This is a genomic window from Bacillus sp. NPDC077027, assembly GCF_050269555.1.
In the GTDB taxonomy this organism is placed as follows: Bacteria; Bacillota; Bacilli; order Bacillales; family Bacillaceae; genus Bacillus.
Genome location: NZ_JBNNIO010000003.1, coordinates 24,501 through 44,539, shown reverse-complemented (window position 1 = coordinate 44,539; position 20,039 = coordinate 24,501). Strand labels below are relative to the sequence as shown.

Annotated in this window: 18 protein-coding genes and 1 tRNA gene; 5 read left to right on the top strand and 14 right to left on the bottom strand. The window is 38.6% G+C overall.

Annotated elements, in window-relative coordinates; all coding sequences use genetic code 11:
* Window positions 1-77: 77 nt before the first annotated feature.
* A complete protein-coding gene (locus tag ACQKEZ_RS10670; protein WP_427300648.1) occupies window positions 78-3,458 on the bottom strand; it encodes a CheR family methyltransferase in 3,381 nt (1,126 codons plus the stop codon).
* 146 nt (window positions 3,459-3,604) lie between these two features.
* Here ACQKEZ_RS10670 and ACQKEZ_RS10665 point away from each other — a divergent pair, with 146 nt between their 5' ends.
* On the top strand, window positions 3,605-4,249 hold the full coding sequence (locus ACQKEZ_RS10665; RefSeq protein WP_427300646.1) for a spore coat protein: 645 nt from the start codon (window positions 3,605-3,607) through the stop codon (window positions 4,247-4,249).
* Window positions 4,250-4,279: 30 nt separating this feature from the next.
* Here the strand turns inward: ACQKEZ_RS10665 and ACQKEZ_RS10660 are convergent, their stop codons facing one another.
* Both ACQKEZ_RS10660 and ACQKEZ_RS10655 read right to left on the bottom strand, forming a co-directional pair.
* Window positions 4,280-5,155 carry a hypothetical protein gene (locus ACQKEZ_RS10660; RefSeq protein WP_427300644.1) on the bottom strand — a complete coding sequence of 292 codons (876 nt, stop codon included), beginning with the start codon at window positions 5,153-5,155 and terminating at the stop codon, window positions 4,280-4,282.
* Between the two features lie 150 nt (window positions 5,156-5,305).
* Window positions 5,306-5,812 carry a YhcN/YlaJ family sporulation lipoprotein gene (locus ACQKEZ_RS10655; protein ID WP_427300642.1) on the bottom strand — a complete coding sequence of 169 codons (507 nt, stop codon included), beginning with the start codon at window positions 5,810-5,812 and terminating at the stop codon, window positions 5,306-5,308.
* Between the two features lie 154 nt (window positions 5,813-5,966).
* On the opposite strand from ACQKEZ_RS10655, the gene ACQKEZ_RS10650 reads away from it, so the two are divergent.
* From ACQKEZ_RS10650 to cspB, 3 genes are all read left to right on the top strand, one after another.
* On the top strand, window positions 5,967-6,368 hold the full coding sequence (locus ACQKEZ_RS10650; protein WP_427300640.1) for a spore coat protein: 402 nt from the start codon (window positions 5,967-5,969) through the stop codon (window positions 6,366-6,368).
* Window positions 6,369-6,821: 453 nt separating this feature from the next.
* Window positions 6,822-7,904 carry a GGDEF domain-containing protein gene (locus ACQKEZ_RS10645; protein ID WP_427300638.1) on the top strand — a complete coding sequence of 361 codons (1,083 nt, stop codon included), beginning with the start codon at window positions 6,822-6,824 and terminating at the stop codon, window positions 7,902-7,904.
* Window positions 7,905-8,125: 221 nt separating this feature from the next.
* A complete protein-coding gene (gene cspB / locus ACQKEZ_RS10640) occupies window positions 8,126-8,326 on the top strand; it encodes a cold shock-like protein CspB (protein WP_427300637.1) in 201 nt (66 codons plus the stop codon).
* A 113-nt stretch (window positions 8,327-8,439) separates the two neighbouring features.
* Here cspB and ACQKEZ_RS10635 read toward each other — a convergent pair whose 3' ends face one another.
* The 9 genes from ACQKEZ_RS10635 to queG all read right to left on the bottom strand — a co-directional run bounded on the left by ACQKEZ_RS10635 (window position 8,440) and on the right by queG (window position 18,364).
* Window positions 8,440-8,799, bottom strand: coding sequence for a hypothetical protein (locus tag ACQKEZ_RS10635; RefSeq protein WP_427300635.1), 360 nt, complete (start codon window positions 8,797-8,799; stop codon window positions 8,440-8,442).
* Between the two features lie 17 nt (window positions 8,800-8,816).
* Window positions 8,817-9,338 (bottom strand): NAD(P)H-dependent oxidoreductase, encoded by a 522-nt coding sequence (locus ACQKEZ_RS10630; protein WP_427300633.1) that lies wholly within the window; start codon window positions 9,336-9,338, stop codon window positions 8,817-8,819.
* 17 nt (window positions 9,339-9,355) lie between these two features.
* Window positions 9,356-10,975: a DHA2 family efflux MFS transporter permease subunit gene (locus ACQKEZ_RS10625; protein WP_427300631.1), complete on the bottom strand. Its 1,620-nt coding sequence runs from the start codon at window positions 10,973-10,975 to the stop codon at window positions 9,356-9,358.
* A 40-nt stretch (window positions 10,976-11,015) separates the two neighbouring features.
* On the bottom strand, window positions 11,016-11,648 hold the full coding sequence (locus tag ACQKEZ_RS10620; protein ID WP_427300630.1) for an HlyD family efflux transporter periplasmic adaptor subunit: 633 nt from the start codon (window positions 11,646-11,648) through the stop codon (window positions 11,016-11,018).
* A 383-nt stretch (window positions 11,649-12,031) separates the two neighbouring features.
* Entirely contained in the window at window positions 12,032-13,195 is a 1,164-nt protein-coding gene (yhbH, locus tag ACQKEZ_RS10615) for a sporulation protein YhbH (RefSeq protein WP_427300629.1), read from the bottom strand.
* A 187-nt stretch (window positions 13,196-13,382) separates the two neighbouring features.
* A complete protein-coding gene (locus tag ACQKEZ_RS10610; protein ID WP_427300627.1) occupies window positions 13,383-15,278 on the bottom strand; it encodes a PrkA family serine protein kinase in 1,896 nt (631 codons plus the stop codon).
* Window positions 15,279-15,729: 451 nt separating this feature from the next.
* Window positions 15,730-16,203, bottom strand: coding sequence for a tRNA (uridine(34)/cytosine(34)/5-carboxymethylaminomethyluridine(34)-2'-O)-methyltransferase TrmL (gene trmL / locus ACQKEZ_RS10605; RefSeq protein WP_427300626.1), 474 nt, complete (start codon window positions 16,201-16,203; stop codon window positions 15,730-15,732).
* A 43-nt stretch (window positions 16,204-16,246) separates the two neighbouring features.
* Complete coding sequence (locus ACQKEZ_RS10600) at window positions 16,247-17,152, bottom strand: amidase domain-containing protein (protein ID WP_427300624.1); 906 nt, start codon at window positions 17,150-17,152, stop codon at window positions 16,247-16,249.
* Between the two features lie 63 nt (window positions 17,153-17,215).
* Window positions 17,216-18,364, bottom strand: a complete 1,149-nt coding sequence (gene queG, locus ACQKEZ_RS10595) for a tRNA epoxyqueuosine(34) reductase QueG (RefSeq protein WP_427301889.1) — start codon at window positions 18,362-18,364, stop codon at window positions 17,216-17,218.
* Between the two features lie 84 nt (window positions 18,365-18,448).
* On the opposite strand from queG, the gene ACQKEZ_RS10590 reads away from it, so the two are divergent.
* On the top strand, window positions 18,449-19,048 hold the full coding sequence (locus tag ACQKEZ_RS10590) for a hypothetical protein (RefSeq protein ID WP_427300622.1): 600 nt from the start codon (window positions 18,449-18,451) through the stop codon (window positions 19,046-19,048).
* Between the two features lie 100 nt (window positions 19,049-19,148).
* On the opposite strand, the gene ACQKEZ_RS10585 is transcribed toward ACQKEZ_RS10590, so the two are convergent.
* Together ACQKEZ_RS10585 and ACQKEZ_RS10580 are read right to left on the bottom strand one after the other, a co-directional pair.
* Window positions 19,149-19,222 (bottom strand) — tRNA-Gly (locus tag ACQKEZ_RS10585).
* Between the two features lie 130 nt (window positions 19,223-19,352).
* A complete protein-coding gene (locus ACQKEZ_RS10580) occupies window positions 19,353-20,003 on the bottom strand; it encodes a hypothetical protein (RefSeq protein WP_427300621.1) in 651 nt (216 codons plus the stop codon).
* Window positions 20,004-20,039 lie beyond the last annotated feature (36 nt).

The window sequence follows — 20,039 nt, the reverse complement described above, 5'->3', positions numbered from 1 at the left end:
CCTTTCTCAATATGTCTTATATAGATTACAGATGAAATGTTGAGAGTGAATGGATTTCATGTAAAACCTCTCTTGCTTTATTTCATTGGAAACGTAATTTGCACAGTGGTCCCTTCAAATGTCGTGCTTTCAAATTGGATTGTTCCACCATGGCTTTCAATGATTTTATTCGTTACCATTAAACCGAGCCCTGTCCCTTTCTCTTTTGTTGTATAAAAAGGCTCTCCTAACTTGCTAAGCGCTTCCTCTGGTATCCCTTTCCCTTGATCCTGAAACGTGAGAACTATTCGCCCATTTTGGTGCATCGATGTCACCTTCATCACTCCTGTAATCCCATCCATCGCTTCAATCCCGTTTTTCAATACATTTAAAAAGACTTGCTTGAGCTCATTCGGAACACCTTGGATATTTGGAAGTGAAGGGGAGAGATGCTTTTGAATAGAGATCCCTTTTAATACAGCCTGTGATTCGACGACCATAATCACCTCGTCTATTAAGTGATTCACATTAACCGGTTCAAATTTCACTGATTTACTGCGAGATAGGACAAGAAATTCATTGATAATGGCTTCTAGTCGGTTAAACTCAGACATCATGACATCCGCATAATCTTTTTGATACTTTTTGCTCTGAATCATTAATTGTAAAAATCCTTTTAACGAAGTAAGTGGATTTCGGATTTCATGTGCGATCCCTGCTGCAAGCTGACCGACAGCAGACAGCATTTCCGACTTCATGAGCATCTTCTCTGATTGCTTTTGGTTCGTAATATCCTCAGAAATACGCATAATGGTCGGCTGTATTTTTTCAGGGTCATCAATACGATGTAAGGACACACGTTCCCATCGTTCACGCCCAATCGTGTCTTGGAAATACATTTCACCCGTCCAACTTCCTTCTTTTAAACAGACTTCCCATTGTAAAGGGAGATCATCACACTGACATAATTTTCGGTAAACAGAAAAGACATCTTTGCCAATGAGATCATACTCCTGTTGATTAACAAAATGACAAAAGCGTTGATTCACACATTGAATGACACCATCAACGGTGGCAACAACGATGTGAATATGACTATTATCAAGTGCTGTGACAGCAAGATGAAGCGCTTGCTTGATTTTCGTAATTTCCGTCATTTGCATAAATGTCATAGCGACTCCATGATGTGCTTGATATAAAAGCGGTATGATCTGGACTGTAAATTGCTCACCCTCATTTGTTTCAATTTCTCTTTCGATCACACGACTCTCTGCCATGACCACATGAATATCCTCAGATAATGTTTCATCATTCAGTTCTGTCGCAATCGACTGAAACGGCTGTTCTTGTGATAGAGACCCTAGTTGAAATAACTTTTTAGCAGATGGCGTGAAATAACGAATCACCATATCTTCATCGACAAACAAAGTAGCAAGCTCTGCCTTCACAGACGGGCGATACAGCTCTTCTCTTGTCACCTTTAAATTGTTAATCACATTAATGAAATGCTCATCATTTCTCTTATATTTCTCAATTTGCGCATTCATTTCTGCTAACTGCTTTCTTGCTTCCTGCTCTTTGTGTTTGACTTCATTTAATTCATGTTCAAGGTCTAATATGCGCTGTTGATATACAGAACTCTGATCTAACATGACTAAGTCCCTGCCGTTCATTTGAATTTTTTCTGCCAAATTGATACGAATGAGAATGACATACACTCCTTTGAAACGGCTGCTGAAACTTTTCACTGTAAAGTCAGCATATTGCTTTTGATTATTTTCTGATATGAGTACACGCTGAAAAACAACTTCTGCTTCATTCGTCCATACTTTCTGAAATGTTCGATTCATAATCTCTTTAATATAGGCCGGTGTCACATAAGAACATGACTTGTCGTTTATTTGTGAGTAATCAAGAAAAGAATAACCACCTTTTGAAACAGCAAGAATTTCGTTTTGGTCATTGATGACCATACATGCATCATGCCCCTTACAGGCTTCTTCTACATATTGCTGTGCCTTTTCTTTTAGCGCTTGATCATATAAGTTTTTTTGCTCTTTTTCATTTAACATAGGAACGTCCGAATGGGTGTAAATGCTCCATTTTTCATTAAATAAATGAAATAAACGAGATAAGTCGTGTACCTTTTCATCTGGGCCTAATATAAGAATTCCTTGATCCTTTAGCGCATATTGGAAACGGAACAATACTCGTTTTTGCACTTCCGTCTGGAAATACATAAGAACATTTCGACAACTGATGAAATCGAGGTGAATAAATGTTGAATCAATCATTAAATTGTGAGGGGCAAATACGATATGCTTTCTTAGCGACTGCTTGACATTAAAAACGTCTGCTTCTTTTTCAAAATAAAGCGCCCGCCATTTTTCTGGCACCTTTGCCATTGCCTTTTTTGAATAAATGCCTTTACTCGCTATCTGAATGGCTTTTCGATTAATATCTGTTGCAAACACTTGCAATTCTAGTGACACGTTTCTTCGTTTGATCTCTTCTAGAAAAAGGATCGTAAAGGAATATGCTTCTTCTCCTGTTGAACACCCCGCAATCCAAAGACGACATCTGGTTTTCCCACTATCTATCAGCGATTGAATGATTGAAGGAATTGCGTATGTTTGACATGCTGTAAACGCTTCTTGATCTCTAAAAAAAGAAGTCGTTCCAGATAATAGCTGTTCATGTAAAAGGTGTAGCTCATCAGGCTCTATGGCAAGCATTTGATCGTATTCTGATAGGAAAAATACAGGCGGGCGTGCACACCGCATTCGTTTCTGAATGATAGAGAGTATGCGTTGTTTTTCGTATTTCGAAAAGGAAATTCCCTTATATGTCTCAAGGCGTTCAACAATTCTTAAGAATGCCTGATCTGTCAAATCGTTGTGAGGTATTTTGATTAAATTTGCCATGTATAACGCAAGGTCAGATGGCTCTTTAAACCTTTTATGGTACATGCTTTGAAAGCGAGATTCAGACTGACTGCAAGAGACCGCTGTTCCACCCTGGTCGACCAATTGAAGAAGACCGCGTCCCATGCAATGACCTTCTTGAAATAATATCGCAAGGGCCTCATCTTTTTGCACTGTTGCAAGTGACTGAAAGAAAGTATCAACAAGGCAACGCTGCTCCGAATTTAATCGAGGAGACAATAGAAGTTGTCTGCTTTTCGTTAACGAAACAAAGGAATCCTTTGGGCAAAAATAGATTGTGTTAGGTGTGATTTTTTCACCATGCCTGATCGTTTTTGTTTGATAGACTAATGGTAAAGTTAAAGTCTCTTGGTTCATCAAATATTCGTTCGAAAAATGACTTTGCACGACAATAAAAGAGGCATTTAGTTCATGGGGAAATGTTTGAAAAAAAGCCTCAAGACCACGCTGTTCAAAAGGCGAAACACCTATTCCGATGATCGGCGTTTGCTCATGTTCATCTTCTAAAAAACGATCAATCATTTTGTCCTGCATCTGGTACCCCCAATGTTCATTTGTCTGAATACTTTTTTTCGACAAAAAGAAAGAAAACCCTCTAATTGTAAATAATGTTTTTTGTATGAAAGAGACAAAACTTCCTCAAATTAAAGAAGACTGTAAAAATAGAAGGAGGAAATACCATGCAAAATGAACAGCAACCCCCATTTCAAGCAAACGCTTCTCAGCCTGAGTTGAATCACGGCGGACACGAATTATTTGATCTACATGAAGTCTTAGCTGGGACGATTAATATTTTAGACCAATATATGATCCTCAGGCAGTATGTCCAAGATCCTACACTAACCGATATCATTGATAGGCAATATCAATTTATCATGTCACAGTACAATGTAACTGTAGATTGCTTCACTACAGGTCAAAAGCCAAGTCAAGAAACAGCGACATATATGATGCAAGAGGACACACTGATCACATATGGCATCAAGCCATCTCAGCCGAAGAAACCGAATCAATCTTTACAAGATGTCAAAGATTCTGGTGTCACAGGTCATATGCTCGGATTGGTCAAATCACACGCTGGACTATTAGCTATGACATCCGCTGAGGTCACCAATCCGGTTGTGAGACGCGTCCTAGCTGCCCAGATTCCAAACTTCGTTGAGCTTGCATATGAAATTTTTCTTTACCAGAACAAACATGGCTATTACCAGGTGCCACAATTATCTTTGCAGGACATGAAGGCGATGACTTCTAGCTTTAGCGCAGCACAAGGTCAAGTTCAAATGCCGCCAAGTAAAGCAGATCAGAATAGACCACTCCATTAAAACGGAAAAAAACGGCAAATCGCTTTTGATTTAGCCGTTTTTTCTCTCATATTTTTGGCGAAATTGTTCTTCAAAATCTGCTAGTTTTTGACCACTTGCATGTTCAAAGCCTTTTTCAAAATCGCCTGTCTTTGCTGTTTCTTCGATCACTTTTGCAATGATATCTCGCCCGTAAGCATGATTCAACTCGCAAAGCATATAATAGCTTTGCAAATAGACATCGGTTTCATAGGCAAATCGAGACTCCTGCCAATCCTTATCTGTCTGAAGAAGTGTAAACGGGATGACATCAAATGTCTCTGACGTTGCATGTAAGACATCATTTGCCGCCCATTCTGCTGTCCCTTCATGAAACCAAAGAGGAAATGCCGCAGGCGAAACATGCAATGTACGCAGTTTCTCATAAAACACAAAGTGAGCAAACTCATGTGTCAGTAAGTTTTTGAAAAAATAGAAAGACAATGTTTCTTTTTTTAACAGCTCGCTCCGTTCATCAGGATAAAGGCCAATCATGCGATCCTTATCAGAATAAAAACCGGTAATATTTTTGATCCCCGCATAATGTTCAATCGTTTCTTTGTCATCAAAGAAAATAAGATCAAGTGTCTTCTTCGTCTCAAACTGAAAAACGGATGAATTTCTCTTCTTTGCTTGTTCTAGTCCTTCTATCGTCAAATCTACTAATGCTTTTTCTTCTTCTGCATAGTAAATCCGAAAATTTTCATAGACTTGCTTATTCAGCCCTTCCGTTAAAACAGTTTTTGGAGAAGATTGTTGTTCAAGGAAATGCCCTGTTACCTGAAAGACAGTATAGAATAAACATGCGATGAACGCATAAAAAAGAATGCCTGCTGCGATCAAGCCACATACAAGCTTTTTTTGAATTGTAAAATGTTTTGCTCCCATTTACTCCCCACCTGAAACTGAAGATAATCCTCTTTCTATCAAAAAAACGGAAATCAACAAGAGATGATATATTTTTTAATTTATGCATCATGGCGTGGGAGGTGTTGCTTAATTAAAAAAAGCCGCATATGTCATACGGCTTTTCACTCATTATTTTGATTCTGGGAACACACGTCTAACGGTTTCAGTAAACTCATCAAAGAAACCTGAGATTGGTTCACCACTTTGAATACGTTTCCCATATCCTTTCATACGGTCAACAAAATCCGGGTTCGCTGATACATACACATTATCAATGTTTTGATCAGTTGATTTCACTTTGTCTGAAATCTTCTTTTTCAGGTCATCCGTCACATCGCCACTTTTATTTCCTTCAAGTACAACTGCAACAAACGCGTTTTTACCTGTTACAAGTACATTTGCTGTTTTCACTTCAGACATATTGGCTACTTTATCTGCAGCCTTGTCAGCTACTCTTACCTTTTGAGGAGTTTGTACCCCTGTTTGATCCTGACGCGGATTGTTCTTGTATGTGACATTCTCATACTGACGATCCATTGTTCCTCTTCGTTCCCCACCTTGATTGTTCATTCCGCAACCAGAAGTGATGAGAACTGGAACAAGTAAGAAAGACATCATCCATTTCTTATTCATCATTTATTCCCTCCTTTTGCTTATAGGGTTTTCTTGATGAACAGGATTTATGCACAGATTCTCTATTTCAACAAAAGGTCAGCAGGATAAAAGTGCTACATTTGGTCAAGCTAAAAAGGATGAAGAAGCATATTAAGATCAATTGGAGGGATTTCGTTTGTTTAAAAGAAAAAGAAGCATGAGCCCTGCAGCCATCATCGCTGGATCAACGGCCATTATCGCCCTATTCTCACCTGTTTTGCGGAGAAGGCTCATAGACATGACAGGTAGCAATAACCAATCTTTACTGAAAACAAAAAAGCATGATGCATCACATCATAGCCAATCTCACAATCAGCCCGTCAAAACTGAAAAAGGTACCGCCCAAGTCTCTCAAATGATCAAACAAGCATTTGCTCATGAACAGTCGAACCAAGGAACCCATCAGGAAAATAAGCCAAGTAATCAGCAACACCATAAAAGTTCATATGCCCAACCAATTCATATTGATGAAAATGTCATGAATGTCTTGGATGATGACTCAATTCAACAAGTCATTGGAGAGATTGAAGGCAAGTAAAAAAACAGGGGCCTGCTTGTTTATGAGGGGCTCCTGTCTTATGTATATTTTACAAAGATACAAAATGAAGGTGAAAAGGTCATGTCGGCTTTTCATGATCCTGATCTAAAATAAGAAGTAGCTCTTTTTTTCTATGATTGATTTCTCCTTATTTCAATTTTTTTACCCGTTTTAAATGAATACACTCCATGATCTTAGGCCTTTTATTCATGGATAACTAAAGTCATGTTGATGATAAAGAACTCAGTGTTTTATTCTCAAATCGAAATGTGATATCAATAGTCTTTTTATCATCTAAATGTTCTAGTTCACTTTCTAAAAATGACAAAAATCCAATTATTTATGTGATAAACCCTTCACTTTTATAAAAAAATCATTCCAATTAATTTTATTTTTCTTTTTTATCTTTCTTTTTGCAACAAATTTTAGTAACTTAAAAAATGGTGATTTATTTTGTTAAAAGACCTTTTTATTAACTTAACGATTCTTGTTACTTTTCATTATTTGTTTATGCTTGTATTTAAAGAGAATTTTCTTAGAAAAGAAGATACTTTTTTGCCTCAATTATGTAAAGGTACAGTTTCAGGTTTACTAGGTGTTATTTTAATGTTTTTTTCCATCAAAACAGAGCAAGGAATGATTGATCTAAGACATATTCCAATCATTCTAACAGCATTTTATGGCGGCATTCTTCAAACAGCTGTTGCCGGGATGATTGTAGTGATCGGTCGCCTGATGATTGAATTCAATCTCGCATCATTCTTTAACATTTTCTCCATGATTCTTTTGTCATCTCTCTCTTATTTCATTTCAGAGCGAAATCTTCACAACTTGTTAAAGATCATTTTATCAATTACGATTTGTAACGTTATTGCAACAATCCTTTTCATTTCCATTCTTGATGAAGCATCGCCACATCTTCATATTTTATACTGGATTTTTTCCTATATTGCTGGATTGTTTAATTTCTATGTCATTGAGCATCAAGCGAAAGCATACCAGCTACTCAATTTGTACAAATTCCAAGCTCATTATGACTTTTTAACAGGAGTATTAAATAAACGGAAGTTCGATGAAGTGTTAAATGACTTTTTCACTTCGAAGGTGAAGCATCCTATCCACCAAATGTCACTTATTTACATTGACATCGATTTTTTCAAAGCAATTAATGATCAATACGGGCATCATGAAGGTGATGCTGTATTAAAAGAAATGGGACTTCGTTTGATCAAAAACACAAGAAGCTCTGATTATATTGGGCGAATTGGCGGAGAGGAATTCGCTGTATTCCTGCCTAACTGTTCTATCGAAAAAACATGGCAGATCGCAGAACGACTAAGAAGAAAAATAGCCGATCAACCGATTTACTTACAAAGCGGAAAACCAATAAAAATAACCGTATCGATTGGGTGTGCTCACTATCCAAATAACCTCCATGATATGAAACAGTTGATGATTATAGCCGATCAGGAGCTTTATAAAGCAAAAGAAACAGGTCGTAATAAGGTGAGTTTTTCAGCTCGTCAAATAGGTTAAATAAGCAGTCTTTTTTCCTCCATTAGTTAGCCATATTTATTTTTATAAAAAGTTTTCATATAACAGTTGTTTTTTGGCGTAAACACTGGTAAAGTAAAGGTAATTATTTTTGTTCGTATCATCTTTAAGAAGAAAGTTTTGTAAGAGTTTTCGTCTTTGAAGTTTGTGTAAGAGCAAGAATAGTGAATTTAAGCGTTTTGATCGCTTTAGGAGGAAATTTCATGTTAGAAGGTAAAGTAAAATGGTTCAACTCTGAAAAAGGTTTCGGATTCATCGAAGTTGAGGGTCAAGATGATGTATTCGTTCATTTCTCTGCTATCCAAGGCGATGGCTTCAAAACTTTAGAAGAAGGTCAAGCAGTTTCTTTCGAAATCGTTGAAGGTAACCGTGGACCACAAGCTGCTAACGTTAACAAAGCGTAATTTAAGGGCAACAGCTCTTTTAGCACTTTATAGAGTGAAGAAAAACCGTTCGGCACATGCCGGCGGTTTTTTTGTACAAAAAAAGCAGAAAGCCAATGTAGGCTCTCTGCTTTTTACTTATCCTTATGTTTTAGCTTTACCAAAGCGGAACGATACATATCATCGTTCATTTTCAGATCTGGTTCTTCCTCTTGAACAGGCGAGTCAGGCTGTTTAAACTTTTGAAGCGCCTGCCTGTAAAAATCATCACCAGATGCTTTCTCATTCAATATAGAAGCCTCTGACACGTTTTTTCCTCGTTCAGGTTCAATAGGTCTCTCAACCTCTGTCGACTCGTCACGAGGCACGTCAGGCTCTGAGACAGCATCGCCCTTGATCACTTTTTTCTCAACAGACGCATGTCTGACATTAAACGCCACCAATCCAATAATGACAATAACAGCAGCTATTAACGCTACAATAATGGTCGCCATGTGGAACCCTCTCCTTATCACTTAAATGAGGCTGTCACCGATGCTACACGTCTTCCTAATGCCTGACCAAGCGCTAGCCCTTCTTCAGAAATAAGATCATCAGAACCAATCGGGCAAGTAACCCCTGCTCCGTAATAAGATCCATACAGTGCATTCTCTGGTACATTTCCTGGAAGTCCAACAACAACCATTCCTTGATGGAACATTGGAGTAATCAAATTGTGCATAGTCATTTCTAAACCGCCATGAGTGGTCGCAGTTGTACAAAAGACTGCACCGACTTTGTCGATCAGCTTGCCCTCTGCCCATAAGTAGCCCAGACGATCAATCCACGCCTTTAATCCAGAACTAATGGTTCCAAAATGACCTGGGCAGCCCCAAATGATGGCATCCATCTGATCAAGCTTGTGCACATCTGCATCTTGGACATGATCAATGAACACCTCAGCAAGCTCTTGCTCACGCGCACCATCTGCAATTGCTTCGGCAAGTGCTTTTGTATGATCACCTTCACTATCGTACACGACATAAATTTTCATTTACTGTCCCTCCACCCTTAGCTTGCATCATGGTTTGCTTCCTTTGGTGCCGGAAGCAGTGTAAGCTCTTGTTTTTTATGCTGTTCATCTTTACGTTTTTTATCCTTGCGTACATCTCGTAAGAAAAGACTTAAAATCACGCCAGCGACGCAGAATAGTGTGACCCACATATATGCATCATTAATTCCCATCACATTCGATTCCACTTGTGCTTTCGTAAAGAGTTGTGTATACACATATTGCTGGGCAGCAGATGCTGTCATACCCATATGATGCATCACGTTTGAAATCGCAGATTGGAATGAATTCATAAAGAATGGATCACTTGTATTTGTTTGATCTGCCATATTGGCATAATGGAACGTTGTACGATTCGTATAAATCGTCGTAATCAAACTGGTCCCGATAGAACCACTAATCTGGCGAAGTGTATTGGTCATCGCTGTACCATGACTGTTTAAATGTTGCGGAAGCTGGTTCATCCCAGCCGTCATCACAGGCATCATCAGAAGTGACATACCAAACGCCCTTACTGCATACATCAACACAATATGGCTGTAAGATGTATCAATCGTCAGTTTTGTAAATTCATACGTTGTGATGACTGTAATAATCATCCCAATAATGGCAAGCGGACGAGGTCCGAATTTATCAAATAATATCCCTGAAATTGGCGACATAATGAGCATCGCTAACGCACCAGGAAGCATCAAAAGACCAGATTGTAATGCTGTAAATCCTACAAGATTTTGCAAATATATCGGCAATAAAAACATTCCCGTATAAAGCGCAATCGTAATAATGACATTAATGACACTTGATAAAGAAAAAATACTGTATTTAAATACCCTAAAATCAAGCATCGGACTTTCTGCTTTCAACTGTTGGAAGATAAAGAGGATGATCGCAATCGCCCCGATGATCACAGTGGAAAGAACGATTGGGTCCGTCCAGCCATCACTTCCCGCTTCGCTGACCCCATAAAGAAGTGAAGCAAAACCTAAAATGGATAAGATGGCACCAAGACTATCAAGTTTAATCTTTTTCGGTTCTACAATGTTTTTGAACATAAAGAAAGCCGCTATAATAACAATGATTCCAAACGGCACAAGTCCATAAAACATAATACGCCAAGAATAATGCTCAATAATATAACCGGATAATGTTGGCCCAACAGCAGGTGCGAACATCATCGCAAGTCCAAAAATCCCCATTCCTTTCCCTCTGCTTTCTGGAGGGAAAATAAAAAGGATTGTTGTCATGACAAGCGGCTGTAAGATACCACCGCCGATTGCCTGAATCAAACGACCAATTAGCATCGTTGAAAAGTTAGGTGCAATCCCACAAATCAATGTTCCAATTGTAAATGAAATCATGGCAACGAGAAATAAACTTCGCTGTCCAAAACGAGTGATCAAAAAGGCTGATAACGGGATCAGCACACCATTGACTAGCATATAGCCAGTTGTAAGCCACTGAATCGTTGTAGCACTTACATTAAATTCCGTCATCAAATGAGGCATTGCCACATTGAGCAATGTTTGGTTTAAAATTGCTACGAACAAACCGGCCATTAAGATGATAAGTAAAGACAAGGAGCCGCTGCCCTGTTTTGTCGCTGCAGGTTGATTTGCCATCTCAGACAACCTCCTTTCAATTTTTTAACATTCGTTTAAATTATGAAGAAATTTTGACAGATGCATTCATACCAGGAAGCACTTTGTCAGACGGGTTTTTAATTGAAATTTTCACTGCAACTTTTTGTGTCACTTTTGTATAGTTGCCACTTGAATTTGTTGCTGGCAGCATATTAAACGTTGAGTTTGTCGCATATCCAATTTGTTCAACTGTTCCTTCAAATGTAGCATCAGGATCACCATCGACGACGATGTCTACTTTATCGCCTTTTTCAACATTTTTAATATCTGTTTCTTTAATGTTTGCCGTAATATACAGTTTGTTCATATCGATGGTTTCCCCAAGCACTGTTCCTGCTTGAACTAGCTGATTATTCTGCACTTCTTTTTTCACCAGTGTTCCATCAGAGATTGCTTTAATGTTTGATTTTGTTTCTCCTTCTACTTTTGCGACCGTGTCATCTTTCTTCACTTCGTCGCCCTCATTCATATTCCATTCCTTGATTTGCCCAGCAGCTGGTGCTGTAATTTGATACATATCACCTGTTACCTTTGCTTCATCAGTCTTCACAAAATTAGTGCTCTCATAATAGTAATAAGCACCTCCGGCAATAATGGCAAGAATCACAATTAAACCAATAATGTTAGTGAGTAATAAACGCCCTCTGTTCATGTTTGTTTCTCCTTTCATGTCTGAAAATATAGTGGATGAGCACGTATTGAAAAGGTGTGCTCGGTTTAGCATACTTAGAATGCCCATCATCTGACAGATTATGAAACAGCTTCACAGGTCATCAGACTTTTCTTTATTTTCCGCTCGGTTATCAATGGTGTGCATCCCATTTATTCTATTGTTCACTTATGAGCAATAAGCAGAAAAAGAAGAAAAGACGATGGACATCTTTTTGAAAAATATATATTTAACAAGATTAAATATTAATAAAAGCAAATTGAAATGTCAAAGAGAAAGTTTTGTTTTTTTTCTGTATGTTATTACCTTTTCACAAAAAATAACCTTTCAGCCCTTATGCTGAAAGGTTTTCTATGAATGTGCCGTTATAAAGGAACTTCTTCCTGCTGAAAAAAATTTTTTAACGCTAGAAATACATCTGACTTTTGCTTTAAAATATAATGCTTAAATTTATCATCTTGAATATGTTTGTACGCAGACATTAGCGTTGAATGACGATTATATTGATTCACTTCACCATAGCAGAAAAGATTCGCCTTTTTCATAATTTCTTTTACAAGTTTTACGCAACGAGCGTTATCTGACGTTAAGTTGTCACCATCTGAGAAATGAAAAGGATAAATATTATAGCGTGACGGATGATACCGCTCTTCCATAAGTTCTAGTGCCTTCCGATAAACAGAGGAACAAATCGTCCCACCACTCTCTCCGCGAGAGAAGAAATCTTCTTCTTCCACAACCCTTGCTTCTGTATGATGTGCAATGAACTCAATATCCACTGTTTCATACTTTGTCCGTAAGAAACGTGTCATCCAAAAGAAGAAACTTCTTGCCATATACTTTTCCCATAGTCCCATACTGCCACTTGTATCCATCATTGCCAAGACAACAGCCTTCGATTCTGGTTTTGTCACTTCATTCCATGTTTTATATTTGATATCCTCTGGATAAATTGGATAAAAAGACGGTGTTCCTGTCATAGCATTTCGCTTAAATGCAGACAACATCGTTCTTTTTTTGTGAATATTCCCTGTTAAGCCCGTTTTGCGAATATCATTAAATTCGATATTTTCGACAACAATCTCTTCCATTTCCTTTTGCTTCAGATTGGGCAACTCCAGCTCCCGAAAAAGAGCTTCTTCTAGATCCATTAACGACACTTCCGCTTCATAATAATCCTCGCCTGCTTGATCTCCTGCCCCCTGTCCTTTTCCCTGACCCTGTTTCCCACCTGTTCCGTCACGTGCGACAATATCGCCTACTTGACTATCTCCATCTCCTTGCCCAACATGCTTATTCTTATCATAGTTGTAGCGAATTTTATACTCATCTAATGACCTGATCGGAATTTTGACTACATCTTTCCCATTGGACATAATAATACTTTCTTCTGTCACAAGATCCGGCAAATTATTTTTAATGGCATCCTGTACTTTCTTTTGATGACGCTGCTGGTCGTCGTAGCCTTTACGATGGAGGGACCAGTCTTCTTGAGAAATGATAAAACTGCTTCTATCTTGCCGTGACATCCATCCCCCTCCTCACTTGTTTCCGAATTTCTTAACATCCGGATGATTCATTTATCATATGCATTCCTAGTTAACAATTGACAAAATATTTTGATAAAAGACAGAGCCCTTTTTAACAACGAGCGCTTCCTTTAGAAAAAAGCACTATCAGAGCCCACTTTCTCCGATAATGCCTGCCTCTGGTCTTTTAACGATTAAGAAGACTGCCAACATATTTTAAAAGCTCATTTGCACTTGTGGAGTTATAACCATGTTCATCAATAAGACGAGCAACGACTTCATTTACCTTTTTCAACTGCTGTTCGTCCGGTGTTTTGGTCGAAGTTGTAATTTTGACAACATCTTTTAAATCAGCAAACAGCTTCTTCTGAATGGCTTCCCTAAGCCTTTCATGTGAATTATAGTCAAAGCGCTTGCCTTTTCTAGCATATGCAGAAATACGTATCAAAATTTCTTCACGAAATGCTTTCTTCGCATTCTCTGAAATACCGATTTGTTCCTCAATAGATCTCATAAGCTTCTCGTCTGGATTCATTTCCTCACCTGTTAATGGATCACGCAATTTATTTTTATTGCAGTAAGCCTCAACATTATCTAAGTAGTTATCCATCAGCGTTTTTGCAGATTCTTCGTATGAATAGACAAACGCTTTTTGCACTTCCTTCTTCGCAATGTCATCGTACTCTTTACGAGCAACCGAGATAAAATTCAAATAACGTTCACGATCTTCATTTGAAATAGACGGATGCTGGTCAAGTCCTTCCTTTAAGGACCTTAGAACGTCAAGTGCATTAATGGACTCCATGTTTTTACGAATGATTGTAGATGAGATTCGGTTAATAACATAACGAGGATCAATTCCACTCATCCCCTCATCATGAAACTCCTTTTTCATTTCATCAATATCAACGGAGTGAAAGCCTTCGACGCTCTCTCCGTCATACAGCCGCATCTTTTTCACAAGATCAATATCTGACCGCTTCGGCTCTTTCAGGCGCGTTAGAATGGAAAACATCGCTGCGACCTTGAGTGTATGCGGTGCAATGTGCACATCCGATACATCACTTTCCGAAATCATCTTTTTGTAAATACGCTCTTCCTCTGTTACTTTTAAATTATAAGGAATCGGCATTACAATAATACGTGAATGAAGGGCTTCATTCTTTTTATTTGCAATGAACGAGCGGTATTCCGTTTCATTTGTATGGGCGACAATCAACTCATCTGCACTGATCAATGCAAAACGACCCGCTTTAAAATTCCCTTCCTGTGTTAAAGAAAGCAGGTGCCATAAAAATTTTTCATCGCACTTTAGCATCTCTTGGAATTCCATCATCCCGCGGTTCGCTTTATTTAATTCACCATCAAAACGGTAAGCACGAGGATCAGATTCAGATCCAAACTCAGCAATCGTCGAAAAATCGATACTTCCTGTGAGATCGGCAATATCCTGTGATTTCGGATCAGACGGACTAAATGTACCTATCCCAGTTCGTTTATCCTCTGAAAAGAATATGCGTTCAATCTGTACATCTTCAATTCTGCCGCCATACTCCTCTTCAAGTCTCATCATATTAAGTGGAGACAAGTTACCTTGAATACGAATTCCATATTCCCTGTAAAAGTCCTCACGTAAATTTTGCGGAATCAGATGAAGGGGATCTTCATGCATTGGGCATCCCTTAATGGCGTAAACCGCACCATTTTCTGTATAAGAGTATTCTTCAAGACCCCTCTTCAATCGGGTCACAAGTGTTGATTTCCCTCCACTGACAGGTCCCATGAGCAGTAAAATCCGTTTGCGCACATCAAGACGTTTTGCCGCAGGATGGAAGTACTCTTCAACCAGGCGTTCAAGCGATTCCTCTAAGCCAAAAAGCTCTTGATCAAAAAATTTATATGTTCTGACTCCATTCTCTTCTTCAATCCCATTGTCTTTTATCATATTATAAACGCGAGAATGAGCAGATTGAGCGACGATGGGGTTTTCCTTAATAATGTCTAAATAGTCGCTGAATGTTCCTTCCCATTTGAGACGCTGCTGCTCTTCTCTGTGCTGTTCGATTTTCTTTAAAATATCCATGTGAACCTCCTCTTCCAAGATTGAAGCTAGTAATCAGATACTGTTTTACAATCTATGCGAAGGCGTCCAAATACATGCTTTCCTTCTCAAAAATGAAGAAATGGCAAACTCAATTGACAACCCTCATCAAAACCCTTCATAATAAAGGAAAAATAGGTGAAAGTTTGGTTTCTTTCTCCTGTTCACCAAGACGAACCTCACACGATCTAAAATGGACAGTGTTACTGACAAAGGGATAAGGGGGAGCTTATATGAGAACGGTCATTATGATGGGCGTCATCATTACATTTTTAGTATCCATTTTTACAGCTGGCTACGAAGGCAAACCTGGTAAAAAATAAAAAAGGACGTTCCTATATGGAACATCCTTTTTTAGCTTTCATTCTGAAATCACTTTCATGCAAAAAACACCCCATCAGACCTGATGGGGCATTAAGACATTTACAATCTATTATGTCAAATCACGATAATTCTGCTGACGAAGTGCCTCATAAACAAGAATGGCAGCTGTATTGGACAGGTTAAGCGAACGAACGTGCTCTGTCATCGGTAGACGCAGACAACGATCCATATTGCGTTCAATTAAATCCTTAGGCAAACCACTTGTCTCTCTTCCAAAGACAAAGAAGTAGTCCTGATATTGATCTGCGTAATCAAAAGCTGTATGAGGCTTCTGGCCAAACTTTGTCATATAGAAAAACTGTCCTTGTGGATGAGCATCAAATAGTTCATCTAATGAGTCATGATACACAACATTCGCATACTTCCAGTAATCTAGACCAGCACGTTTCAGCATTTTATCATCTGTTGAAAAGCCCAGCGGACGGATCAAGTGAAGTGTTGTATTTGTTGCTGCACATGTGCGAGCAATATTCCCAGTATTAGCAGGAATCTCTGGTTGATATAAAACGACATGAAGTCCCAAAAAATTTCACCTCTAATTTTCTTTTCCGTTCATCATTATACCATTAACCATCCTTTGCGGCATCGTCTAAAATGTGAAAAAACACATAACGAATGGAAGGCGTGTACGCAGTAGAATCCTCATAAGACCAATAGCGCATACGGCTATCATATGTCTGTGCGTTGACAAGCGGCATTCCACTTTTATCATGGGCAACAACAATTGTCGTATGATTAAAACGCCCATCTCCCTCAAAGTCATAACAAATCACATCACCCACGCTTAGCTCACTTGCCTCTTTCATTTGCTTTGCCCTTAGACCTGCTTTCGAGGAAGTTAAATACGTTTTCATTGAATGAGCAACTGTCCAGCTATAGCTCCATGTATGCGGACGCACCCACCAGCCAGAGCCACGGTTTGGGTATCCCCTTGTTGGCGCGTTCCCTGCTTTCAAACATTGTGAGATAAAATTGGTACAATTGTCTTCAAAATTTTTATAGGCAGGGTTTCGCTTATTCCAATAGGTTTCTGCATACTGAACCGCCGCAAGCCGATCATAATGAAACGCTCTCCCAAAATGTTCTGTGTCTTGAAAACGATCCAATACACTTTCCTCTTCCAGAGCGTCTTTCTGTACAATATGATCTCTCACAAGCATTTCGTCATATATAAATGCTTCACGTTCCTCCACTTGTTCTTCTAAATAAAAGGCATCATCCTGATCCTTACACACATACTCCAGATGCACTAGGTATTTTACATGCTGAGTTCCATCATCTTCGATCGCAGAATGCAGCAGTTTCGTCCTAGCTTTTGCCTTTACAATCGTTACATTCCTTTTAGCAAAAAGCTCTTTTTTCCGCTCAATTGCCTCCGCATCTGAGACAAGTTTATACTGCCTCATTGTCGTACTGCCATTTAATAAATAATTCAGCCTGTCTTCTAACGTTTGCTGTAATATCTGTTTCACATCGACACCACCAAACATTTTTTTAAAATTGTATGTTTGGTTCATTCTATGTCATTAAGGCAACTATTTAGTATTTAAAGGTGCCTTTAAGAAAGCAATCCCTTTTTCAACTTCCTGCATTGCCTCTTCATCTTGCTCTCTCTCTAAAGCTTTCTCTAATTCAGATAATTGTTCTATATCACCGATTTTCCCTATCGCCCAGGCAGCTGTTCCCCTAATGACGGGTCTCGGATCCTTGTGCATCAATTCAATTAAATCTGGTAATGCAGACCTGTCTTTAAAGTGGGCAAGGGCTAATATGGCATTACGCTGAATTGGCTTCTTCCCACGCCATGATCCAGACACATGACCGTATTTCTCTTTAAACTCACGGTTACTGATGGTCAGAAGCGGTTTGAGCAATGGTTTAGCAATTTCTGGGTCTGGCTCCATTTCTGGATGAAGGTGAAAGTCCTTGCCTTTGTTGATTGGACAAACAATTTGGCACGTATCACACCCATATAAGCGATTTCCTATTTTCGAACGAAACTCATCAGGTAAAAAGCCTTTCGTTTGCGTTAAAAACGAAATACAACGCTGAGAATTTAGTTGTCCTGGGTTCACCAGTGCACCAGTCGGACAGGAATCTACACACTTATTACATGTACCACATTGATCCTCTATTTTCTCATCTGGTTCAAATGGAATATTCGTAATCATTTCTGCTAAATACACATAAGAGCCAAATTCAGGTGTAATGATCATACAATTTTTCGCACTAAATCCAATACCTGCTCGTTCTGCAACAGCACGGTCTGAAAGCTCTCCCGTATCAACCATTGATTTAGTTCTAATGTCCTCATGCTTGCTTCGCAAAAACGTCTCAAGCAATGTCAGCTTTTCGCGAAGAACCACGTGATAATCAGTCCCCCATGAAGCTCTGCAAAAAATGCCTCTTCTCGCGTCTTTTGTACTGCGAGGCGCATCTTTCATTTTCGAAGGATATGCGAGAGCAATAGCAACAATTGATTTTGCTTTCGGCAAAAGCAACGATGGAGTTGTTCTTTTTTCAATATCAGGCTCTTCAAAACCAGATAAGTAGCCTAGTGATTCGTGTAAAATCAAACGATCCTTTAACGAATCAAATGTATCGGCATGAGCAAACCGAATTTTATCGACTCCAATTTCATTCGCATAACGAATCAGTTCTTGTTTTAAATCTCCTACATGAATCATGGCTGATAACCTCCTTCCTTTGTTTCTTCTTGTCTTTTCAGTATAATACGAGTGTATCATGACCGATTGGAGTGAGTCACTGTGGAGATAAAGGTGGAAACAGCCCCCCACTATAGCACCTCTGCCATTCATGTAGGGCAGGTGCATTATACAAATATTGAAATCGGACGATCGCCTCAAATGCTAAAAGGTCGCTTACGCCTATTTCAAGAATCATTGTTTTTTGAATATGAAGGACAATCCCTGATGGATATCCCTCAAATAAAGGAATGGGATGAGCTCATCGCAGAACTTCCTTTAACTAGGTTTCTTTCAAATATTCAGAGAGAGTCATTTATTGAAACAACTGACTCAGCTCAGGATTTATCGACATTTTTCTCTTTAAAATATTTTTTACCTATCCTAACTTTGGATGCAGACAAGCTAACGGAACCTATAACATTAAGCAGAACAGAAGCTCGGCACATCCTCTGGACTGATACAAACAATGTCAAAGGTACATTGGCTGATCCAGCATCCGCACATGTCTCAAAGCAAACAAAAAATGCTTTGCAGCTTGTCTTCTTTCCACCGTCTATTTCTCGGGAAAAGACCGATACACTTCTTCAATCCTTGACGAAGATGTTCACACAAATACATGGCGGTGAAAGCAAATATCATATTTTTGAAAAAGCACTGTAAATCATCCACAGTGCTTTTTTTACATTATGTTAACATAATAAAAAACGCAACACTTCGTTTATCTATGAAACGAAATACTGCGTTATAAACAAATTATGTATGGAGCGGGTGATGAGAATCGAACTCACGACATCAGCTTGGAAGGCTGAGGTTTTACCACTAAACTACACCCGCATATGTCTTCCTCTAGCTAAATCATCGCTTTGACTTATATAATGTTACAACTTTCTTAACCATTCGTCAAGAGAATATGAATATTTTTCGTCAAAAAATTCATATTCTCCATTTATATTACGATAGCTTATTAATCTACTTGAACATAGAATAAAAAAGCACGGCTAGTATTCTTCAATGCTTTCTTAGGATTTGTTTGAATATCCTGCACATTCACATGTGTACCATCCTCTTCCATAGCTGAAACATAGGCAATGAGTGCTTTCTTTCCAGACGTTAAGTGAACAGGCAATTCAACAGAGCTAGAAACACTATCCACTTTAAAAGGGACACTTGATTTTCCTTTTGCTACTGAAGAGATACCGTCGTCCAACAATATACTTCTATGAATTTTAAGATCATCATCCTCATGTTCTAATAAAATGAGGATGTTTGCCTTTTCATTGGTTTCATCTTGATTTAGACTAGCAGAAAATTCCGATGTCTCACTAGAAAGAAGTTTGCCGTTTTTATATTGCTCAACAATAATGAAAATTTCTTTGTTCTCTTTCGTTAGCCCTTTTACATCAAACCCGTATACTTCTCCAGCTACTGCATTTAAAAGATTTTTTTCTCTTGTTGTTAGCTTCATTGTCGTTACTTCCATTTTTTTCTTCGGAGCCGTATTCACTTTTGTTGTTTCCGACTCATTTTTAGTTTTTGTTGGTGTTGTCTCGGTCTTTTGCGCACATGCTGATAGCAAAAAGACAGAAAGTAACAAAATACCACATTTTTTTATCATCTGTTTTGATCCCCTTTTCTCTCTTACAATATGTCT